Source organism: Mycobacterium sp. UM_CSW (assembly GCF_000455205.1).
GTDB lineage: Bacteria > Actinomycetota > Actinomycetes > Mycobacteriales > Mycobacteriaceae > Mycobacterium.
Map to the genome: position 1 here is coordinate 132794 of NZ_AUWQ01000012.1, position 15835 is coordinate 148628.

Below are 15835 nucleotides of genomic sequence, written 5' to 3' on the forward strand. Positions count from 1 at the left end.
GGTGGGCGGGTGTAACTGTGGAACCGTGCACGAAGATTTCGAACGCTGCTACCGGGCCGTCCAGTCCAAGGACGCCCGCTTCGACGGCTGGTTCGTCACGGCGGTGTTGACGACGCGGATCTATTGCCGGCCCAGCTGCCCGGTGCGGCCACCCTTCGCCCGCAACGTGCGGTTCTATCCGACCGCGGCGGCAGCGCAGAAAGCCGGATTCCGCGCCTGCAAGCGATGCCGTCCCGACGCGTCGCCCGGATCACCCGAATGGAACATGCGCGGTGACGTCGTCGCGCGCACCATGCGGCTGATCGCGGACGGCACGGTGGACCGGGAAGGCGTGGGCGGACTCGCGGGCCGCCTCGGTTACACGACCCGTCAGCTGGAGCGCCTCCTGCAGGCCGAGGTCGGCGCCGGGCCACTGGCGCTGGCCCGCGCACAACGGGCGCAGACCGCCCGAGTGCTCATCGAGACCACGGACCTACCGTTCGGCGACGTCGCCTTCGCCGCCGGGTTTTCCAGCATCCGCCAGTTCAACGACACCGTGCGTCTGGTGTTCGAGGTCACACCGACGGCGTTGCGCAAACGCGCCGCGGCGCGCTCGACGTCGGACACCAATTCGCCTGGGGCGCTGTGCCTCCGGCTACCGGTGCGCACGCCGTTCGCCTACGAGGGCGTATTCGGTCACCTCGCGGCCGGCATGGTGCCCGGCTGTGAGGAGGTCCGCGACGGCGCCTACCGGCGCAGCCTTCGGCTGCCCCGCGGCGGCGCCGTCGTGACGCTGACGCCGGCCGTCGACCACGTGCGCTGCCAACTGACGCTCGACGACTTCCGCGACCTCACCACCGCGATCGCCCGCTGCCGGCGGTTGCTGGACCTCGACGCCGACCCCGAAGCCGTGGTGGACGGGCTGGCCGCCGACCCCGAGCTGGCCCCAGTGGTGAAAAAAGCCCCGGGGCAACGGATTCCGCGCACCGTCGACGAGGCCGAGCTCGCCGTGCGCGCCGTGCTCGGCCAACAGGTGTCGACCAAGGCGGCGAGAACACACGCGGGCAGGCTGGTCGCGGCCTACGGGAGCCCCATCAAGGACCCCGCGGGCGCACTGACCCACACCTTCCCGTCGGTCGAACAGCTGGCGGAGATCGATCCGATCCACCTGGCGGTCCCCAAGGCCCGGCAACGGACGCTCGCCGCGCTGGTCGCGGGGCTCGCCGACGGAAGCATCGTCCTGGACGCGGGCAGCGATTGGGACAGCGCCCGCGCCCAGCTGCTGGCGCTGCCGGGCGTCGGTCCCTGGACCGCGGAGGTGATCGCGATGCGCGCGCTGGGCGACCCGGATGCCTTTCCCGCCAGCGACCTCGGACTCCGCTTGGCCGCAGAGGAACTCGGGTTACCCGTGGATCAGCGAAGACTCGTCGAACGCAGCGCGCGTTGGCGGCCCTGGCGCTCCTACGCCACCCAGCATCTCTGGACCACCCTCGAGCATCCGGTAAACCATTGGCCACCACTGGAGGTCGCATGATCCGCTACCGCACCATCGACAGCCCGATCGGATTCCTGACCCTGGCCGGGCATGGGTCGGTTCTGACGAATCTGCGAATGGTCGACCAGACCTACGAACCCGACCGCGCCGACTGGTCGCCCGACCCCCGGGCCTTCGACGACGCCGTCGAACAACTCATCGCGTACTTCGCCGGCGAGTGCACCGAGTTCGACATCGAACTCGAGCTGGGTGGCACCGAATTCCAGCGGCGGGTATGGAATGCGCTGCTGACGATCCCGTATGGCGAGACCCGTTCGTACGGGGAAATCGCCGACCAGATCGGGGCCCCGGGATCCGCGCGGGCCGTCGGCTGGGCCAACGGCCACAATCCGATCGCCATCGTCGTCCCCTGTCACCGGGTGATCGGCGCCAACGGAAGCCTGACCGGGTTCGGCGGCGGACTCGACCGAAAGCGCACCCTGCTCGAATTGGAAAAGCGCAGCGAGAATTTGACGCTATTCGATTAATTGCGAATGCAAAAACACCCCCGTTGCCGGGGGTGTTTTTGTATATGTTCGGCGGTGTCCTACTTTTCCACCCGAGTGGGCAGTATCATTGGCGCTGACAGGCTTAGCTTCCGGGTTCGGGATGGGACCGGGCGTTTCCCTGTCGCTGTGGCCGCCGTAACTCTATTTAAATGTATTGGTGGGGGGTGTGGTGCGCCACGACATTTCTGTCAGGCGCTGGAATGTGGTTGCGAGTTTGTGTTTGGTAAGTTTTCGGCCGGTTAGTGCCAGTTCCCTACACTCATTGCTGAGCTTCTAGGTCTGGCCTATCGAACCCGTGTTCTGCGGGGGGCCTTATCCCTCTAAAAGGGTGAGAAACCTGATCTTGGAGAAGGTTTCCCGCTTAGATGCTTTCAGCGGTTATCCTGTCCGAACGTAGCTATCCAGCGGTGCCCCTGGTGGGACAACTGGTGCACTAGAGGTTCGTCCGTCCCGGTCCTCTCGTACTAGGGACAGGTTTCCTCAAGTTTCTGACGCGCGCGGCGGATAGAGACCGAACTGTCTCACGACGTTCTAAACCCAGCTCGCGTGCCGCTTTAATGGGCGAACAGCCCAACCCTTGGGACCTGCTCCAGCCCCAGGATGCGACGAGCCGACATCGAGGTGCCAAACCATCCCGTCGATATGGACTCTTGGGGAAGATCAGCCTGTTATCCCCGGGGTACCTTTTATCCGTTGAGCGACACCCCTTCCACTCGGGGGTGCCGGATCACTAATCCCGACTTTCGTCCCTGCTTGACGTGTAGGTCTCGCAGTCAAGCTCCCTTGTGCATTTACACTCAACACCTGATTGCCGTCCAGGTTGAGGGAACCTTTGGGCGCCTCCGTTACATTTTAGGAGGCAACCGCCCCAGTTAAACTACCCGCCAGGCACTGTCCGTGAACCCGATAAGGGTTCGACGTTAGGTGTCCAATACGATCAGAGTGGTATTTCAACAACGACTCCGCCCCAACTGGCGTTGGGGTTTCACAGTCTCCCACCTATCCTACACAAACCGTACCGAACACCAATACCAAGTTGTAGTGAAGGTCCCGGGGTCTTTTCGTCCTGCCGCGCGTAACGAGCATCTTTACTCGTAGTGCAATTTCGCCGAGTCTATGGTTGAGACAGTCGAGAAGTCGTTACGCCATTCGTGCAGGTCGGAACTTACCCGACAAGGAATTTCGCTACCTTAGGATGGTTATAGTTACCACCGCCGTTTACTGGGGCTTAAATTCTCCGCTTCACCCTTGCGGGTTAACGGGTCCTCTTAACCTTCCAGCACCGGGCAGGCGTCAGTCCGTATACATCGTCTTGCGACTTCGCACGGACCTGTGTTTTTAGTAAACAGTCGCTTCTCGCTGGTTTCTGCGACCGGATCCCGCTCCCAGCGCAAGGCTGTTCACGGTGTTCCGGCCCCCCTTCTCCCGAAGTTACGGGGGCATTTTGCCGAGTTCCTTAACCATAGTTATCTCGTACGCCTCGGTATGCTCTACCTGACCACCTGTGTCGGTTTGGGGTACGGGCCGTGTGTGTGCTCGCTAGAGGCTTTTCTTGGCAGCAGAGGATCACCGAATTCGCCTCAATCGGCTATGCATCACCTCTCAGGAATATGAGCGACGGATTTGCCTATCGCTCTCCCTACAGGTTTGCCCCAGTATTACCACTGACTGGTACGGCTACCTTCCTGCGTCACCCCATTGCTTGACTACTACCAATCCGGGTCCCACGCAGCCGGCGATCTTCGCACCCCGAAGGGATTGATAGACCACCTTTTGGGTGGTTAGCAGAATTGATTCATCACGGGCGCCCACACACGGGTACGGGAATATCAACCCGTTGTCCATCGACTACGCCTGTCGGCCTCGCCTTAGGTCCCGACTCACCCTGGGCGGACTGGCCTGGCCCAGGAACCCTTGGTCTTACGGCGGGCAAGGTTCTCACTTGCCTTATCGCTACTCATGCCTGCATTCTCACTCCCCCACCCTCCACCACCGGTCACCCGGCGGCTTCGCTGAATGGGGGACGCTCCCCTACCCAACCTTGCGGTTGTCGCGGCTTCGGCGGTGTGCTTGAGCCCCGCTACATTATCGGCGCACAATCACTTGACCAGTGAGCTATTACGCACTCTTTCAAGGGTGGCTGCTTCTAAGCCAACCTCCTGGTTGTCTCTGCGACTGCACATCCTTTCCCACTTAGCACACGCTTTGGGGCCTTAGCCGGCGATCTGGGCTGTTTCCCTTTCGACGTACGGAGCTTATCCCCCGCCGTCTCACTGCCACGCTATACACCACGGCATTCGGAGTTTGGCTGACGTCAGTAACCTAGTAGGGCCCATCGGCCATCCAGTAGCTCTACCTCCGTGGTGAAACACGCAACGCTGCACCTAAATGCATTTCGGGGAGAACCAGCTATCACGGAGTTTGATTGGCCTTTCACCCCTACCCACAACTCATCCCCTCAGTCTTCAACCTAAGTGGGTTCGGGCCTCCACGCGGTCTTACCCGCGCTTCACCCTGGCCATGGGTAGATCACTCCGCTTCGGGTCCAGAACACGCCACTACACCCCAAAGGGGATGCGCCCTATTCAGACTCGCTTTCGCTGCGGCTACCCCACACGGGTTAACCTCGCGACGTGTCCCTGACTCGCAGGCTCATTCTTCAAAAGGCACGCCATCACCCCACGAGGAGGCTCTGACGGATTGTAGGCACACGGTTTCAGGTACTCTTTCACTCCCCTCCCGGGGTACTTTTCACCATTCCCTCACGGTACTAATCCGCTATCGGTCATCGAGAAGTATTTAGGCTTACCGGGTGGTCCCGGCAGATTCACAGCAGATTCCACGGGCCCGCTGCTACTCGGGAGTTGATACAAGGTAGGTGCCGAGTTTTCGCGTACCGGGCTCTCACCGTCTATGGCGGACCATCCCAGGCCACTTCCGCTAACTACGACACTTTCTGACTACCTCCCAGCCAGGTAGAGCTGAGACGTATCAATCCCACAACCCCGCACACACAACCCCTACCCGGTTACACATGCGTGCGGTTTAGCCATGTTCCGCGTTCGCTCGCCACTACTGACGGAATCACAATTGTTTTCTTCTCCTACGGGTACTGAGATGTTTCACTTCCCCGCGTTCCCTCCCGCACCCTATATATTCAGATGCGGGTAACACGACATCACTCGTGCTGGGTTTCCCCATTCGGAAATCCTCGGATCAACGCTCGGTTGACAGCTCCCCGAGGCATATCGCAGCCTCCCACGTCCTTCATCGGCTCTCGATGCCAAGGCATCCACCATGCGCCCTTAAGCACTTACAAAACACAAAAACCAAAGAAAAATTACACATTTCAACGAATCCGCCACACCCCATTTCGGAGGCAACGCATTCGTTTAGATGCTCGCAACCACTATCCAGTTCTCAAACACCACACCCCACCACCAAGATGGGGGGACAAGCACTCAATCGCTCCGAGTGTTGCCTCAGGGCCCAATAGTGTGTCTGGCAATCATTTGCTGTTGCGCACCCGGCCCCGCCCACTACAGGCGAGAACCCCTCACGGCTCGCACCCCACCAATTGGGGTGCTTTTCGTGGTGCTCCTTAGAAAGGAGGTGATCCAGCCGCACCTTCCGGTACGGCTACCTTGTTACGACTTCGTCCCAATCGCCGATCCCACCTTCGACAGCTCCCTCCCAAAGGGTTAGGCCACTGGCTTCGGGTGTTACCGACTTTCATGACGTGACGGGCGGTGTGTACAAGGCCCGGGAACGTATTCACCGCAGCGTTGCTGATCTGCGATTACTAGCGACTCCGACTTCACGGGGTCGAGTTGCAGACCCCGATCCGAACTGAGACCGGCTTTAAAAGGATTCGCTTAACCTTGCGGCATCGCAGCCCTTTGTACCGGCCATTGTAGCATGTGTGAAGCCCTGGACATAAGGGGCATGATGACTTGACGTCATCCCCACCTTCCTCCGAGTTGACCCCGGCAGTCTCTCACGAGTCCCCGCCATTACGCGCTGGCAACATGAGACAAGGGTTGCGCTCGTTGCGGGACTTAACCCAACATCTCACGACACGAGCTGACGACAGCCATGCACCACCTGCACACAGGCCACAAGGGAACCGACATCTCTGCCGGCGTCCTGTGCATGTCAAACCCAGGTAAGGTTCTTCGCGTTGCATCGAATTAATCCACATGCTCCGCCGCTTGTGCGGGCCCCCGTCAATTCCTTTGAGTTTTAGCCTTGCGGCCGTACTCCCCAGGCGGGGTACTTAATGCGTTAGCTACGGCACGGATCCCAAGGAAGGAAACCCACACCTAGTACCCACCGTTTACGGCGTGGACTACCAGGGTATCTAATCCTGTTCGCTCCCCACGCTTTCGCTCCTCAGCGTCAGTTACTGCCCAGAGACCCGCCTTCGCCACCGGTGTTCCTCCTGATATCTGCGCATTCCACCGCTACACCAGGAATTCCAGTCTCCCCTGCAGTACTCCAGTCTGCCCGTATCGCCCGCACGCTCACAGTTAAGCCGTGAGATTTCACGAACAACGCGACAAACCACCTACGAGCTCTTTACGCCCAGTAATTCCGGACAACGCTCGCACCCTACGTATTACCGCGGCTGCTGGCACGTAGTTGGCCGGTGCTTCTTCTGCAGGTACCGTCACTTGCGCTTCGTCCCTGCTGAAAGAGGTTTACAACCCGAAGGCCGTCATCCCCCACGCGGCGTCGCTGCATCAGGCTTGCGCCCATTGTGCAATATTCCCCACTGCTGCCTCCCGTAGGAGTCTGGGCCGTATCTCAGTCCCAGTGTGGCCGGACACCCTCTCAGGCCGGCTACCCGTCGTCGCCTTGGTAGGCCGTCACCCCACCAACAAGCTGATAGGCCGCGGGCCCATCCCACACCGCAAAAGCTTTCCACCCCAAGGCATGCGCCTCGGGGTCCTATCCGGTATTAGACCCAGTTTCCCAGGCTTATCCCGAAGTGCAGGGCAGATTACCCACGTGTTACTCACCCGTTCGCCACTCGAGTACCCCCGAAGGGGCCTTTCCGTTCGACTTGCATGTGTTAAGCACGCCGCCAGCGTTCGTCCTGAGCCAGGATCAAACTCTCCAAACAAAAACCCCTCGATAACGAGGTGAATTTACAATCAGAGAAAATCTGACCTAACAAAAGACACCAATATTACTGGCATCAAAAAACGACCATACCCACACACGGGGGGTGCAAGTATGGTCAAAAACAACAACAAAATAAAAAGACCAAACACACTATTGAGTTCTCAAACAACACTCACGCTTGTCTTCGCCCGCTTCCGGGCAACCCTGCCAGCTTAATACCGGTCTGGCGGAGGCGTCAAGCCCCAGTTTTGGCCATCTCATTGTGGTGACCGCTGCGGGGCAGCCGTGCCAGGCTAGTACCGATCCGGCGAGGGAGTCAAGCCTCGGTTTCGGCCATCTTCGTGAGGTGACCGCCCTTGTGGGGCACTGACTTTGACTACTCTACCCGCTCGATCTCCGCTCCCAAAATCGCGAGGTTTTCCACGAACAACGGGTAGCCGCGATCGATATGAAAGACGTCGTGAACCTCGGTATCGCCGTCGGCGACCAGCCCCGCCAGCACCAGGCCGGCGCCGGCCCGGATGTCCGAACACCAGACCGGGGCGCTGGACAGTTGCGGCAGGCCACGCACGACGGCGTGGTGCCCGTCGGTGCGGGCGTCGGCGCCCAGCCGGATCATCTCCTCGACGAACCGGAACCGCGCCTCGAACACGTTCTCGGTGATCATTGACGTGCCGTCGGCGATCGATGCCAGCGCGATGGCCATGGGCTGCAGGTCGGTCGGAAACCCCGGGAACGGCAAGGTCGCCACGTTGACGGCCTTCGGGCGCTCGTACTGGGTGACCCGGAAGCTGTTGTCGGTCTGGGTGACGGTCGCGCCCGCGTCGTGCAGTTTGTGCAGCACCACCTGCAGGTGGGCCGGATCGACGCCGGTGACCTCGATGTCGCCGCGGGTCATCGCGGCGGCGATGCCCCACGTGGCGGCGACGATGCGGTCCCCGATCACCCGGTGCTCGGTGGGGTGCAGTCGCGGGACGCCGGTGATCGTCATGGTCGGCGAACCGGCGCCCTCGATCTGCGCGCCCATCTGGTTGAGCATCGTGCACAGGTCCACCACGTCGGGTTCGCGCGCCGCGTTGTGGATCGTCGTGACGCCCTCCGCCACAACGGCGGCCATCAGAATGTTCTCGGTGGCGCCGACGGAGGGGAACTCCAACTGAATTTCCGCGCCGCGCAACGTTTCTGCCTGAGCAACCACGCACCCGTGCTCGATGTTGCACTGCGCGCCCAGCTGCCGCAGGCCGGCCTGATGCATGTCCAGCGGCCGGGAACCGATCGCGTCGCCGCCCGGCAGCGCGACCCTGGCGCGCTTGCACCGGCCGACAAGTGGCCCGAGCACGCAGACGGAGGCGCGGAACTGTCGCACCGCGGCGAAGTCGGCGTCGTACTTGGGCTCGTCGGGCGAGGTGATGCGGGCGACGTCGCCGTCGAGTTCGACGGTGGCACCCAGGCCGCGCAACACCTCCGCCATCAGCGGAACGTCGAGGATGTCCGGGCAGTTGGTGATGGTGCTGGTGCCCTCGGCCAGCAGGGTCGCCGCCATCAGCTTGAGCACGCTGTTCTTGGCGCCCCCCACAGCGACTTCGCCTGACAACCGGGTGCCGCCGGTCACCACGAATCGCTCAGCCACCCGCGTCAGTCTAGTGAAGCGGTATCGGCTTGTCAGTCAGCCGGGCGCCGCATGCCGAGTACCGTTTGGCCCATGGCGATACACCTGACCCGCATCTATACCCGAACCGGCGACGACGGAACGACGGGATTGAGCGATTTCTCACGGGTCTCCAAAAACGACCCCCGCCTGGTGGCGTACGCGGACTGCGACGAGGCCAACTCCGCGATCGGCGTCGCGATCGCCCTCGGCCAACCCGACGAGGAGATCGCCGGTGTGCTACGCCAGATCCAGAACGACTTGTTCGACGCCGGCGCGGATCTGTCCACCCCCGTGGTGGAGAACCCCGAACATCCCCCGCTGCGGGTCGCCCAGTCCTACATCGATCGGCTCGAGGCGTGGTGTGACAAATATAACGAGCCCCTGCCGGCGCTGAATTCCTTTGTGCTGCCCGGTGGTTCGCCATTGTCGGCGCTGTTGCACGTCGCCCGCACCGTGGTGCGCCGGGCCGAGCGCTCGGCGTGGTCGGCGCTCGATTCCCACCCGGACGGAGTCAGCGCGCTGCCGGCCAAATACCTGAACCGGCTGTCGGACCTGCTGTTCATCCTGGCGCGGGCGGCCAACCCCGGTGGGGACGTGCTGTGGCGGCCCGGTGGCGGCCCGGCGAACGCGTAGGCGGCATCGAGTCTGCGCGCAGATCGCAATTCGCGCGAAAACCGTGCTCTCACCGCAGTTTCGACGTCGCTCGGCCGCTAAACGCTGCGGCGGCGGGCGCGCGGCGAAGGCCGCGACTCCAGCCAGGATAAGAACGCGGTCAGCGCGCCCTTGTCGAGCGCGAGCTCGTAACCCGACCGGCGGTCCTGCGTCGTGTCACGCAGCTCCAACACGACGATCTCGTCGGTCATGATGTCGAACTCGTCGCCGCGCGGGGCACGCCGGGCGACGATCTCCACGCCGCGCCGGCTGAGGCGGCGGTCCGGCCACAACCGCAAACTGGACAGCCGGTAGAACGCGGCCTCACCGCCGCGGTACCGGATCACCCCGTGCCGCCAACCGTGACCGCCGACGGCGGGGATGTCCCGCATGATTCCCGCGGTTCCGCCCTGGCGCAGCTTCAACAGCCGATAGCTCAGCGCGAGGACGGCGGCGCCTAACAACACGACGAGCACGACCATGCCGATCATGGGCGCGCTCATCGGCAATTAGTCGATCGCGCCGACGGCGCGCAGTCTGGCGCGCCCCCTGGCGGCAATGCGGGGATCGTCGGACTCGGCGTCCTCCCGGGCCGAACTCTCGTCGATCTCCGACTCGAACTCCGCGGATTCGGCAAGGACCGTGACGGTCTCCTCGGTGACCGACAGGAACCCGCCGTCCACCGCGATCCGCAGGTCGTCCTCGCCTTCGCGTTCGACACGCACCATGGCGTCGTCAACCAACTGCGCCACCAGCGGGATGTGCCGGGGCAGGATCCCGATCTCGCCGACGGTGGTGCGGGTGAACAGGAACGTTGCCTCACCCGACCAGATCTTCCGGTCGACGGCGACTATCTCAACGTTCAATTCGGCCATACCACTGTGCCTTTCGACTCATGCCCTCAGGAATCGAGCTTGGCGCCGAAGCTTTCGGCTTTCTTGGCCAGGTCGTCGAGGCCACCGATCAGGAAGAAGGCCTGTTCGGGGATGTGGTCGAAGTCGCCCTTGGTCAGCTTGTCGAACGCCTCGATGGTCTCCTTCACCGGCACCGTGGAACCCGGCTGACCGGTGAACTGCTCGGCCGCCATCATGTTCTGGGACAGGAACCGCTCGATGCGCCGCGCCCGGTTGACCAGCTGCTTGTCCTCTTCGGACAGCTCGTCGATACCGAGGATGGCGATGATGTCCTGAAGGTCCTTGTAGCGCTGCAGGATTCGGATGACTTCCTGCGCCACCCGGTAGTGCTCGTCGCCGACCACACCGGGGTCGAGGATGGTCGAGCTCGACGCCAGCGGGTCCACCGCGGGGAAGATGCCCTTGGAGAACACCGAACGCGACAGCTCGGTGGTGGCGTCCAGGTGCGCGAACGTCGTCGCGGGCGCCGGGTCGGTGTAGTCGTCCGCGGGCACGTAAACCGCTTGCATCGACGTGATCGAGCGCCCACGCGTCGAGGTGATCCGCTCCTGCAGCTCGCCCATCTCGTCGGCCAGCGTGGGCTGGTAGCCCACCGCCGACGGCATGCGGCCGAGCAGGGTCGACACCTCGGAGCCCGCCTGGGTGAACCGGAAAATGTTGTCGATGAACAGCAGCACGTCCTGGCCCGCCTCGTCGCGGAACCACTCCGCCATCGTCAGCGCGGACAGCGCCACCCGCATACGGGTGCCGGGCGGCTCGTCCATCTGACCGAACACCAGCGCGGTGTCCTTGAGCACGTCGGCTTCCTTGAGCTCGACCCACAGGTCGTTGCCCTCGCGGGTGCGCTCGCCCACCCCGGCGAAAACCGAAGTACCACCGAAGTTTCGGGCGATGCGGTTGATCATCTCCTGGATGAGCACCGTCTTGCCGACGCCGGCACCACCGAACAGGGCGATCTTGCCGCCGCGGACGTACGGGGTCAGCAGGTCGACGACCTTCAGGCCGGTCTCGAGCATCTCGGTGCGCGGCTCGAGCTCCTCGAAGGCCGGCGGCTTGCGGTGGATCGACCAGTGGTCGAATTCTTCGCCGTAGCCCGGCTTGTCCAGGCAGTCGCCCAGGGCGTTGAAGACGTGGCCCTTGACGCCCTCACCCACCGGCACCGAAATCGAGTTGCCGGTGTCGGTGACCTCCACGCCGCGCACCAGGCCATCGGTGGGCTGCAGGGAGATCGTGCGAACCAGGTTGTCGCCCAGGTGCTGCGCGACCTCGAGCGTGAGCGTCTTCTTGAGCTCCTCGAAGGTGATGTCGGCGTGCAGCGCGTTGAACAGGTCGGGCACGGAGCCGCGCGGGAACTCGACGTCGACGACCGGACCGGTGACGCGCACGACGCGGCCGCTGGTGTCGGTGTCCCCGGACTTCCCGTTGTCTTTGGTCTTCTCGTCAGTAGCAGTCATGTCTCTTCTTCCTCGTGTGCTACTTAGCGTCCGCGAGCGCGTTTGCGCCGCCGACGATTTCGCTGATCTCCTGGGTGATCTGGGCCTGCCGCTCGCGGTTCGCCATCAGCGTCAGTTCTTTGATGAGGTCGTCCGCGTTGTCGGTGGCCGACTTCATCGCACGTTGGCGTGACGCCAGCTCCGACGCCGCCGCTTCCAGCAGCGCCGCGTACACGCGGGTGGTGAGGTACCGCGGCAGCAGCGCCTCGAACAGCGTCGTCGCGTCCGGCTCGAAGGAGTAGAGGGTGTGCAGTTCCTCTTCTTCCTCGACGTACTCCACCACCAGTGGGGCGATGCGGTGCGCCACCGCCGTTTGCGACATCATCGACTTGAACTCCGAGTAGACGATGTGCAGTTCATCGACGCCCCGGTCGTCGTCGGACAGCTGATCCTCGTCGTCCCCGGTGCCCTTCATAAAGGTGTCAACCAGGGTGGTGGCGATCTCCGCGGCGTTTTCGTACTGGGGTTGCTCGGAGAAACCCGCCCACGACTCGGTGATGTCCCAGTTGCGGAATCTGAAGTAGTTCTGCGCCTTCCGGCCCACCGTGTACAGAACCGGCGTCTTTCCTTCCTCCCTCAGCAGGGAGAACAGCTCCTCGGAGCGACGAAAGACGCTGGAGTTGTACGCGCCGCACAGGCCCCGGTCCGAGGACACCACCAGGACGCCGGCCCGCGTCGGGTTTTCCCGCTCGACCAGCAGGGGGTGGTCCAGCGCCGCTTCGGCGGACAGGGTGGTGAGCGTCGCGGTGATCTGGAATGCGTACGGGCGCGCGGATTCCAGCCGTGCCTGCGCCTTACCGATGCGCGAGGTCGCGATCATCTCCTGGGCCTTGGTGATCTTTTTGATCGACCCGGCCGATCGAATCCGGCCGCGCAGTTCGCGAAGTGTGGCCGCCATTGTTAGCTACTTCTTGTCCTTCTTGGAGTCCTTGGATTCCTTCTTCGGCTTTTCCTTCTTGACTTGCACCGACTCCTTTTCGAGGTCTTCGGAGTCCAGCGCCTCGACGTGCTCGTCGGGCACCACCGATTCGCCGTCGGAGGCCGCGAAGCCCTTCTTGAACTTCTTGATGATCTCGGTCAGCTCGTTCTCGCCCTCTTCCGAGAGCTTCTGGCTGTCCCGGATGCCGGCCAGGAACTTCTCCTCGGAAGCCCGCATGTGGTCCAGCAACTCGGTTTCGAACCGCCTGACGTCCTCGACGGGCACCGAGTCCAGGTGGCCGCCGGTGCCCAGGAAGATCGAGACGACCTGCTCCTCGACCGGCATGGGCTGGTACTGCCGCTGCTTGAGCAGCTCGACCAGCCGCTCGCCGCGCTCCAGCTGCGCCTTGGACGTGGCGTCCAGGTCGGACGCAAACGCGGCGAAGGACTCCAGTTCGCGGTACTGCGACAGGTCCAGACGCAGCGAGCCGGCCACCTCTTTCATGGCCTTGATCTGCGCCGCGCCACCCACGCGGGACACCGAGACACCGACGTTGATCGCGGGCCGGACGCCCTGGTTGAACAGGTCGGACTCTAGGAAGCACTGCCCGTCGGTGATCGAGATGACGTTGGTGGGGATGTAGGCCGAGATGTCGTTGGCCTTGGTCTCGATGATCGGCAGGCCCGTCAGCGAACCGCCGCCGAGGTCGTCCGACAGCTTGGCGCAGCGCTCCAGCAACCGCGAGTGCAGGTAGAAGACGTCGCCCGGGTAGGCCTCGCGGCCCGGCGGGCGGCGCAGCAGCAGCGAGATCGCGCGGTACGCCTCGGCCTGCTTGCTCAGGTCGTCGAAGACGATCAGCACGTGCTTGCCGTCATACATCCAGTGCTGAGCGATCGCCGAACCCGTGTAGGGCGCAAGCCATTTGAAGCCGGCGGAGTCCGACGCGGGGGCCGCGACGATGGTGGTGTAGTCCATCGCGCCGCCCTCGTCGAGCGCGCGGCGGACGGCCGCGATCGTGGTGCCCTTCTGGCCGATGGCCACGTACACGCACCGCACCTGCTTGCGCTCGTCGCCCGACTCCCAGTTCTGGCGCTGGTTGAGGATGGTGTCGATACAGACCGCGGTCTTGCCGGTCTTGCGGTCACCGATGATCAGCTGGCGCTGGCCGCGGCCGATCGGGGTCATCGCGTCGATGGCCTTGATCCCGGTCTGCAGAGGCTCTTTCACACCCTGGCGCTGCACGACCGACGGCGCCTGGATCTCCAAGGCGCGCCGGATGTCGGTGTCGATGTCGCCGCGCCCGTCGATCGGCTGGCCCAGCGGGTTGACGACGCGGCCCAGGAACGCGTCGCCGACGGGGACCGACAACACCTCGCCGGTGCGCTTGACCTGTTGTCCCTCTTCGATTTTCTCGAAGTCACCCAGGATGACCGCACCGATGCTGTGCTCGTCCAGGTTGAGCGCGACGCCGAGGACCCCGCCCGGGAACTCGAGCAGCTCCTGGGTCATCACGGAGGGCAAACCTTCGACGTGCGCGATGCCGTCGCCGGCGTCGACGACGGTACCGACCTCCTCGCGGGCGGTGTCGGCGGTGAAAGAGCCTACGTATTCCTCGATGGCGCTTTGGATGTCGTCAGCCGAGATTGTCAAGTCTGCCATGGCTTTTCGTCTTCCTACTTGATCTTCGTTCGCATGCTGTTGTGATGGTGTGGTCAGTCGGGCAACTGGGCCTTCGCCGCGGCCAGCCGAGACGAGAGCGTCCCGTCGATCACCTCGTCGGCCACGGCGATCAACAGGCCGCCCAGCAACTCGGGATCGATCTGCAGCTGCACCGACACCGGATGGTCGTAGATGCGGCTGAGGACCTCGGTGACACGGGTGCGTTGGGCGTCGGTGAGCTCGGCCGCCGCGCCGACCTGCGCGACGATCTCGCCCCGGCGCGCCACCGCGACCTGCGCCAAGAACTTCATGGCCTCCTCGGCCGGTTCGCCCCTCAGCAGCTCGATGGTCTGGCTCAGCAGCGCCCGCGCGACCGGGTTGACCCTGCCGCTGGCGCTGGCAAGCACCTTGCGCAGCAACTCAACTCGTCCCTCGGCGGGAGACGCGTAGTCGCCCAACAGGATGGACAGCCGCGGCTGCGCGTCGAGGATGCGTGCGAACCGGAACAGCTGCTCTTCGACCTCGCTGACGCGGTCCTCGCGTTCGGCGACCTCCAGCAGCGCCTGTCGCGAGATGTGCTCGATGGCGTCGATCAGATCGGAGTTGGCCGACCAACGCTCGGAAACGGCCGCCCGCAGCACGTCGAGAGTGGCGTCGCTGACCTTGCCGGACACCAGGCGCTCGATCAGCCGGACCCGGGGCGCCGCGTCTTCGGCGGGGTCGGTGAGGTACCGGGTGACGACGATTTCGCGGTCCAGCATCTTGGCCACCGACACCAGCTCGGCGGAAAGCTTGGAAAGCGCATTGTTGTCAAGGTTTTTGGCAATGGTGCCGAAGCGATCCGACAGGCTGCCCAGCGCCTCGCGGCTGGCGGAGCGCATCTTCGTCATCAGCGGGTACGCCACCTCGGCGGGGGCGGGCGCCATGGCTTCGAGATCGTCCAGGAACCGGTCGACGGTCGCCGACTGCTGGTCGGGGTCGGCGACGTAACTGCGCACCAACTCCCCTGCCTGGCGCACGGATTCGTACCCCAGCTCGAGGCGCAGCTGACGGGTCAGCTGCGCCCGCAGCAGCTCGGCCTGGCGCGCGCCCTGCGCCGCGATGCGTTCGGCCTCGACCCCGGCCTGCGCCTGCAACTGCTCCGTGATGCGTTCCGCGTCCGCGCGGGCTTCCTCGACCACCCGTTCGGCCTCTTCCTTGGCCGCCTCGACCGCCTTGCTGTGGGCGGTGGTCGACTCGGTCAGCCGCTCGGCGGCCGCGGCCGAATCGGCCAACTGCTGGCGCACCAAATCCTGCCGGGCAGCCATCATCCTGCGCACCGGCGGCACGGCGTACCGCCACACCAGCGCGACGATGACCGCGAACCCAAGCAACTGTCCGAGAAAAGTCGACATCAGCC

10 protein-coding genes and 3 rRNA genes are annotated in these 15835 nt (G+C 63.7%); 3 read left to right on the forward strand and 10 right to left on the reverse strand.

Annotated features, from left to right (window positions below; translation table 11 throughout):
• The first annotated feature begins 25 nt into the window (after positions 1 to 25).
• The gene (locus tag N415_RS05450) at positions 26 to 1513 is read left to right on the forward strand and encodes a DNA-3-methyladenine glycosylase 2 family protein (protein WP_068177952.1); all 1488 of its coding nucleotides are present in this window, start codon (positions 26 to 28) and stop codon (positions 1511 to 1513) included.
• The gene (locus N415_RS05455) at positions 1510 to 2001 is read left to right on the forward strand and encodes a methylated-DNA--[protein]-cysteine S-methyltransferase (RefSeq protein ID WP_068177957.1); all 492 of its coding nucleotides are present in this window, start codon (positions 1510 to 1512) and stop codon (positions 1999 to 2001) included. The genes N415_RS05450 and N415_RS05455 overlap by 4 nt, the downstream gene beginning before the upstream one ends.
• A gap of 46 nt (positions 2002 to 2047) precedes the next feature.
• Here the strand turns inward: N415_RS05455 and rrf are convergent.
• The 4 genes from rrf to murA all read right to left on the reverse strand — a co-directional run bounded on the left by rrf (position 2048) and on the right by murA (position 8779).
• Positions 2048 to 2160 (reverse strand): 5S ribosomal RNA (gene rrf, locus N415_RS05460).
• An 81-nt stretch (positions 2161 to 2241) separates the two neighbouring features.
• Positions 2242 to 5341: ribosomal RNA gene (locus N415_RS05465) — 23S ribosomal RNA — on the reverse strand.
• A 286-nt stretch (positions 5342 to 5627) separates the two neighbouring features.
• Positions 5628 to 7147 (reverse strand): 16S ribosomal RNA (locus N415_RS05470).
• The 16S, 23S and 5S rRNA genes sit together here, the layout of an rRNA operon.
• Before the next feature lie 378 nt (positions 7148 to 7525).
• Positions 7526 to 8779 (reverse strand): UDP-N-acetylglucosamine 1-carboxyvinyltransferase, encoded by a 1254-nt coding sequence (gene murA / locus N415_RS05475; RefSeq protein WP_068177959.1) that lies wholly within the window; start codon positions 8777 to 8779, stop codon positions 7526 to 7528.
• Between the two features lie 72 nt (positions 8780 to 8851).
• Here murA and N415_RS05480 point away from each other — a divergent pair, with 72 nt between their 5' ends.
• On the forward strand, positions 8852 to 9433 hold the full coding sequence (locus N415_RS05480) for a cob(I)yrinic acid a,c-diamide adenosyltransferase (RefSeq protein ID WP_068177963.1): 582 nt from the start codon (positions 8852 to 8854) through the stop codon (positions 9431 to 9433).
• Between the two features lie 77 nt (positions 9434 to 9510).
• On the opposite strand, the gene N415_RS05485 is transcribed toward N415_RS05480, so the two are convergent.
• From N415_RS05485 to N415_RS05510, 6 genes are read right to left on the reverse strand one after another with little or no spacing between them, the layout of a single operon-like run.
• Complete coding sequence (locus N415_RS05485) at positions 9511 to 9954, reverse strand: DUF2550 domain-containing protein (protein ID WP_068104757.1); 444 nt, start codon at positions 9952 to 9954, stop codon at positions 9511 to 9513.
• Positions 9955 to 9960: 6 nt separating this feature from the next.
• A complete protein-coding gene (locus N415_RS05490; RefSeq protein ID WP_068104759.1) occupies positions 9961 to 10326 on the reverse strand; it encodes a F0F1 ATP synthase subunit epsilon in 366 nt (121 codons plus the stop codon).
• A 26-nt stretch (positions 10327 to 10352) separates the two neighbouring features.
• Positions 10353 to 11819 (reverse strand): F0F1 ATP synthase subunit beta, encoded by a 1467-nt coding sequence (atpD, locus tag N415_RS05495; RefSeq protein WP_068177966.1) that lies wholly within the window; start codon positions 11817 to 11819, stop codon positions 10353 to 10355.
• Positions 11820 to 11838: 19 nt separating this feature from the next.
• Positions 11839 to 12756 carry a F0F1 ATP synthase subunit gamma gene (locus N415_RS05500; RefSeq protein WP_068177968.1) on the reverse strand — a complete coding sequence of 306 codons (918 nt, stop codon included), beginning with the start codon at positions 12754 to 12756 and terminating at the stop codon, positions 11839 to 11841.
• Between the two features lie 6 nt (positions 12757 to 12762).
• The gene (gene atpA, locus N415_RS05505; protein ID WP_068177971.1) at positions 12763 to 14436 is read right to left on the reverse strand and encodes a F0F1 ATP synthase subunit alpha; all 1674 of its coding nucleotides are present in this window, start codon (positions 14434 to 14436) and stop codon (positions 12763 to 12765) included.
• A gap of 53 nt (positions 14437 to 14489) precedes the next feature.
• Complete coding sequence (locus tag N415_RS05510) at positions 14490 to 15830, reverse strand: F0F1 ATP synthase subunit B/delta (protein WP_068177973.1); 1341 nt, start codon at positions 15828 to 15830, stop codon at positions 14490 to 14492.
• Positions 15831 to 15835: the final 5 nt, after the last annotated feature.

What these genes read in the sequence shown, in the direction of transcription:
- N415_RS05490 (WP_068104759.1), bottom strand. Translation starts at nt 10,326, where the DNA reads ATGGCCGAATTGAACGTTGAGATAGTCGCCGTCGACCGGAAGATCTGG.
- atpD (WP_068177966.1), bottom strand. Translation starts at nt 11,819, where the DNA reads ATGACTGCTACTGACGAGAAGACCAAAGACAACGGGAAGTCCGGGGAC.
- atpA (WP_068177971.1), bottom strand. Translation starts at nt 14,436, where the DNA reads ATGGCAGACTTGACAATCTCGGCTGACGACATCCAAAGCGCCATCGAG.
- N415_RS05500 (WP_068177968.1), bottom strand. Translation starts at nt 12,756, where the DNA reads ATGGCGGCCACACTTCGCGAACTGCGCGGCCGGATTCGATCGGCCGGG.
- N415_RS05455 (WP_068177957.1), top strand. Translation starts at nt 1,510, where the DNA reads ATGATCCGCTACCGCACCATCGACAGCCCGATCGGATTCCTGACCCTG.
- N415_RS05480 (WP_068177963.1), top strand. Translation starts at nt 8,852, where the DNA reads ATGGCGATACACCTGACCCGCATCTATACCCGAACCGGCGACGACGGA.
- N415_RS05485 (WP_068104757.1), bottom strand. Translation starts at nt 9,954, where the DNA reads ATGAGCGCGCCCATGATCGGCATGGTCGTGCTCGTCGTGTTGTTAGGC.
- N415_RS05510 (WP_068177973.1), bottom strand. Translation starts at nt 15,830, where the DNA reads ATGTCGACTTTTCTCGGACAGTTGCTTGGGTTCGCGGTCATCGTCGCG.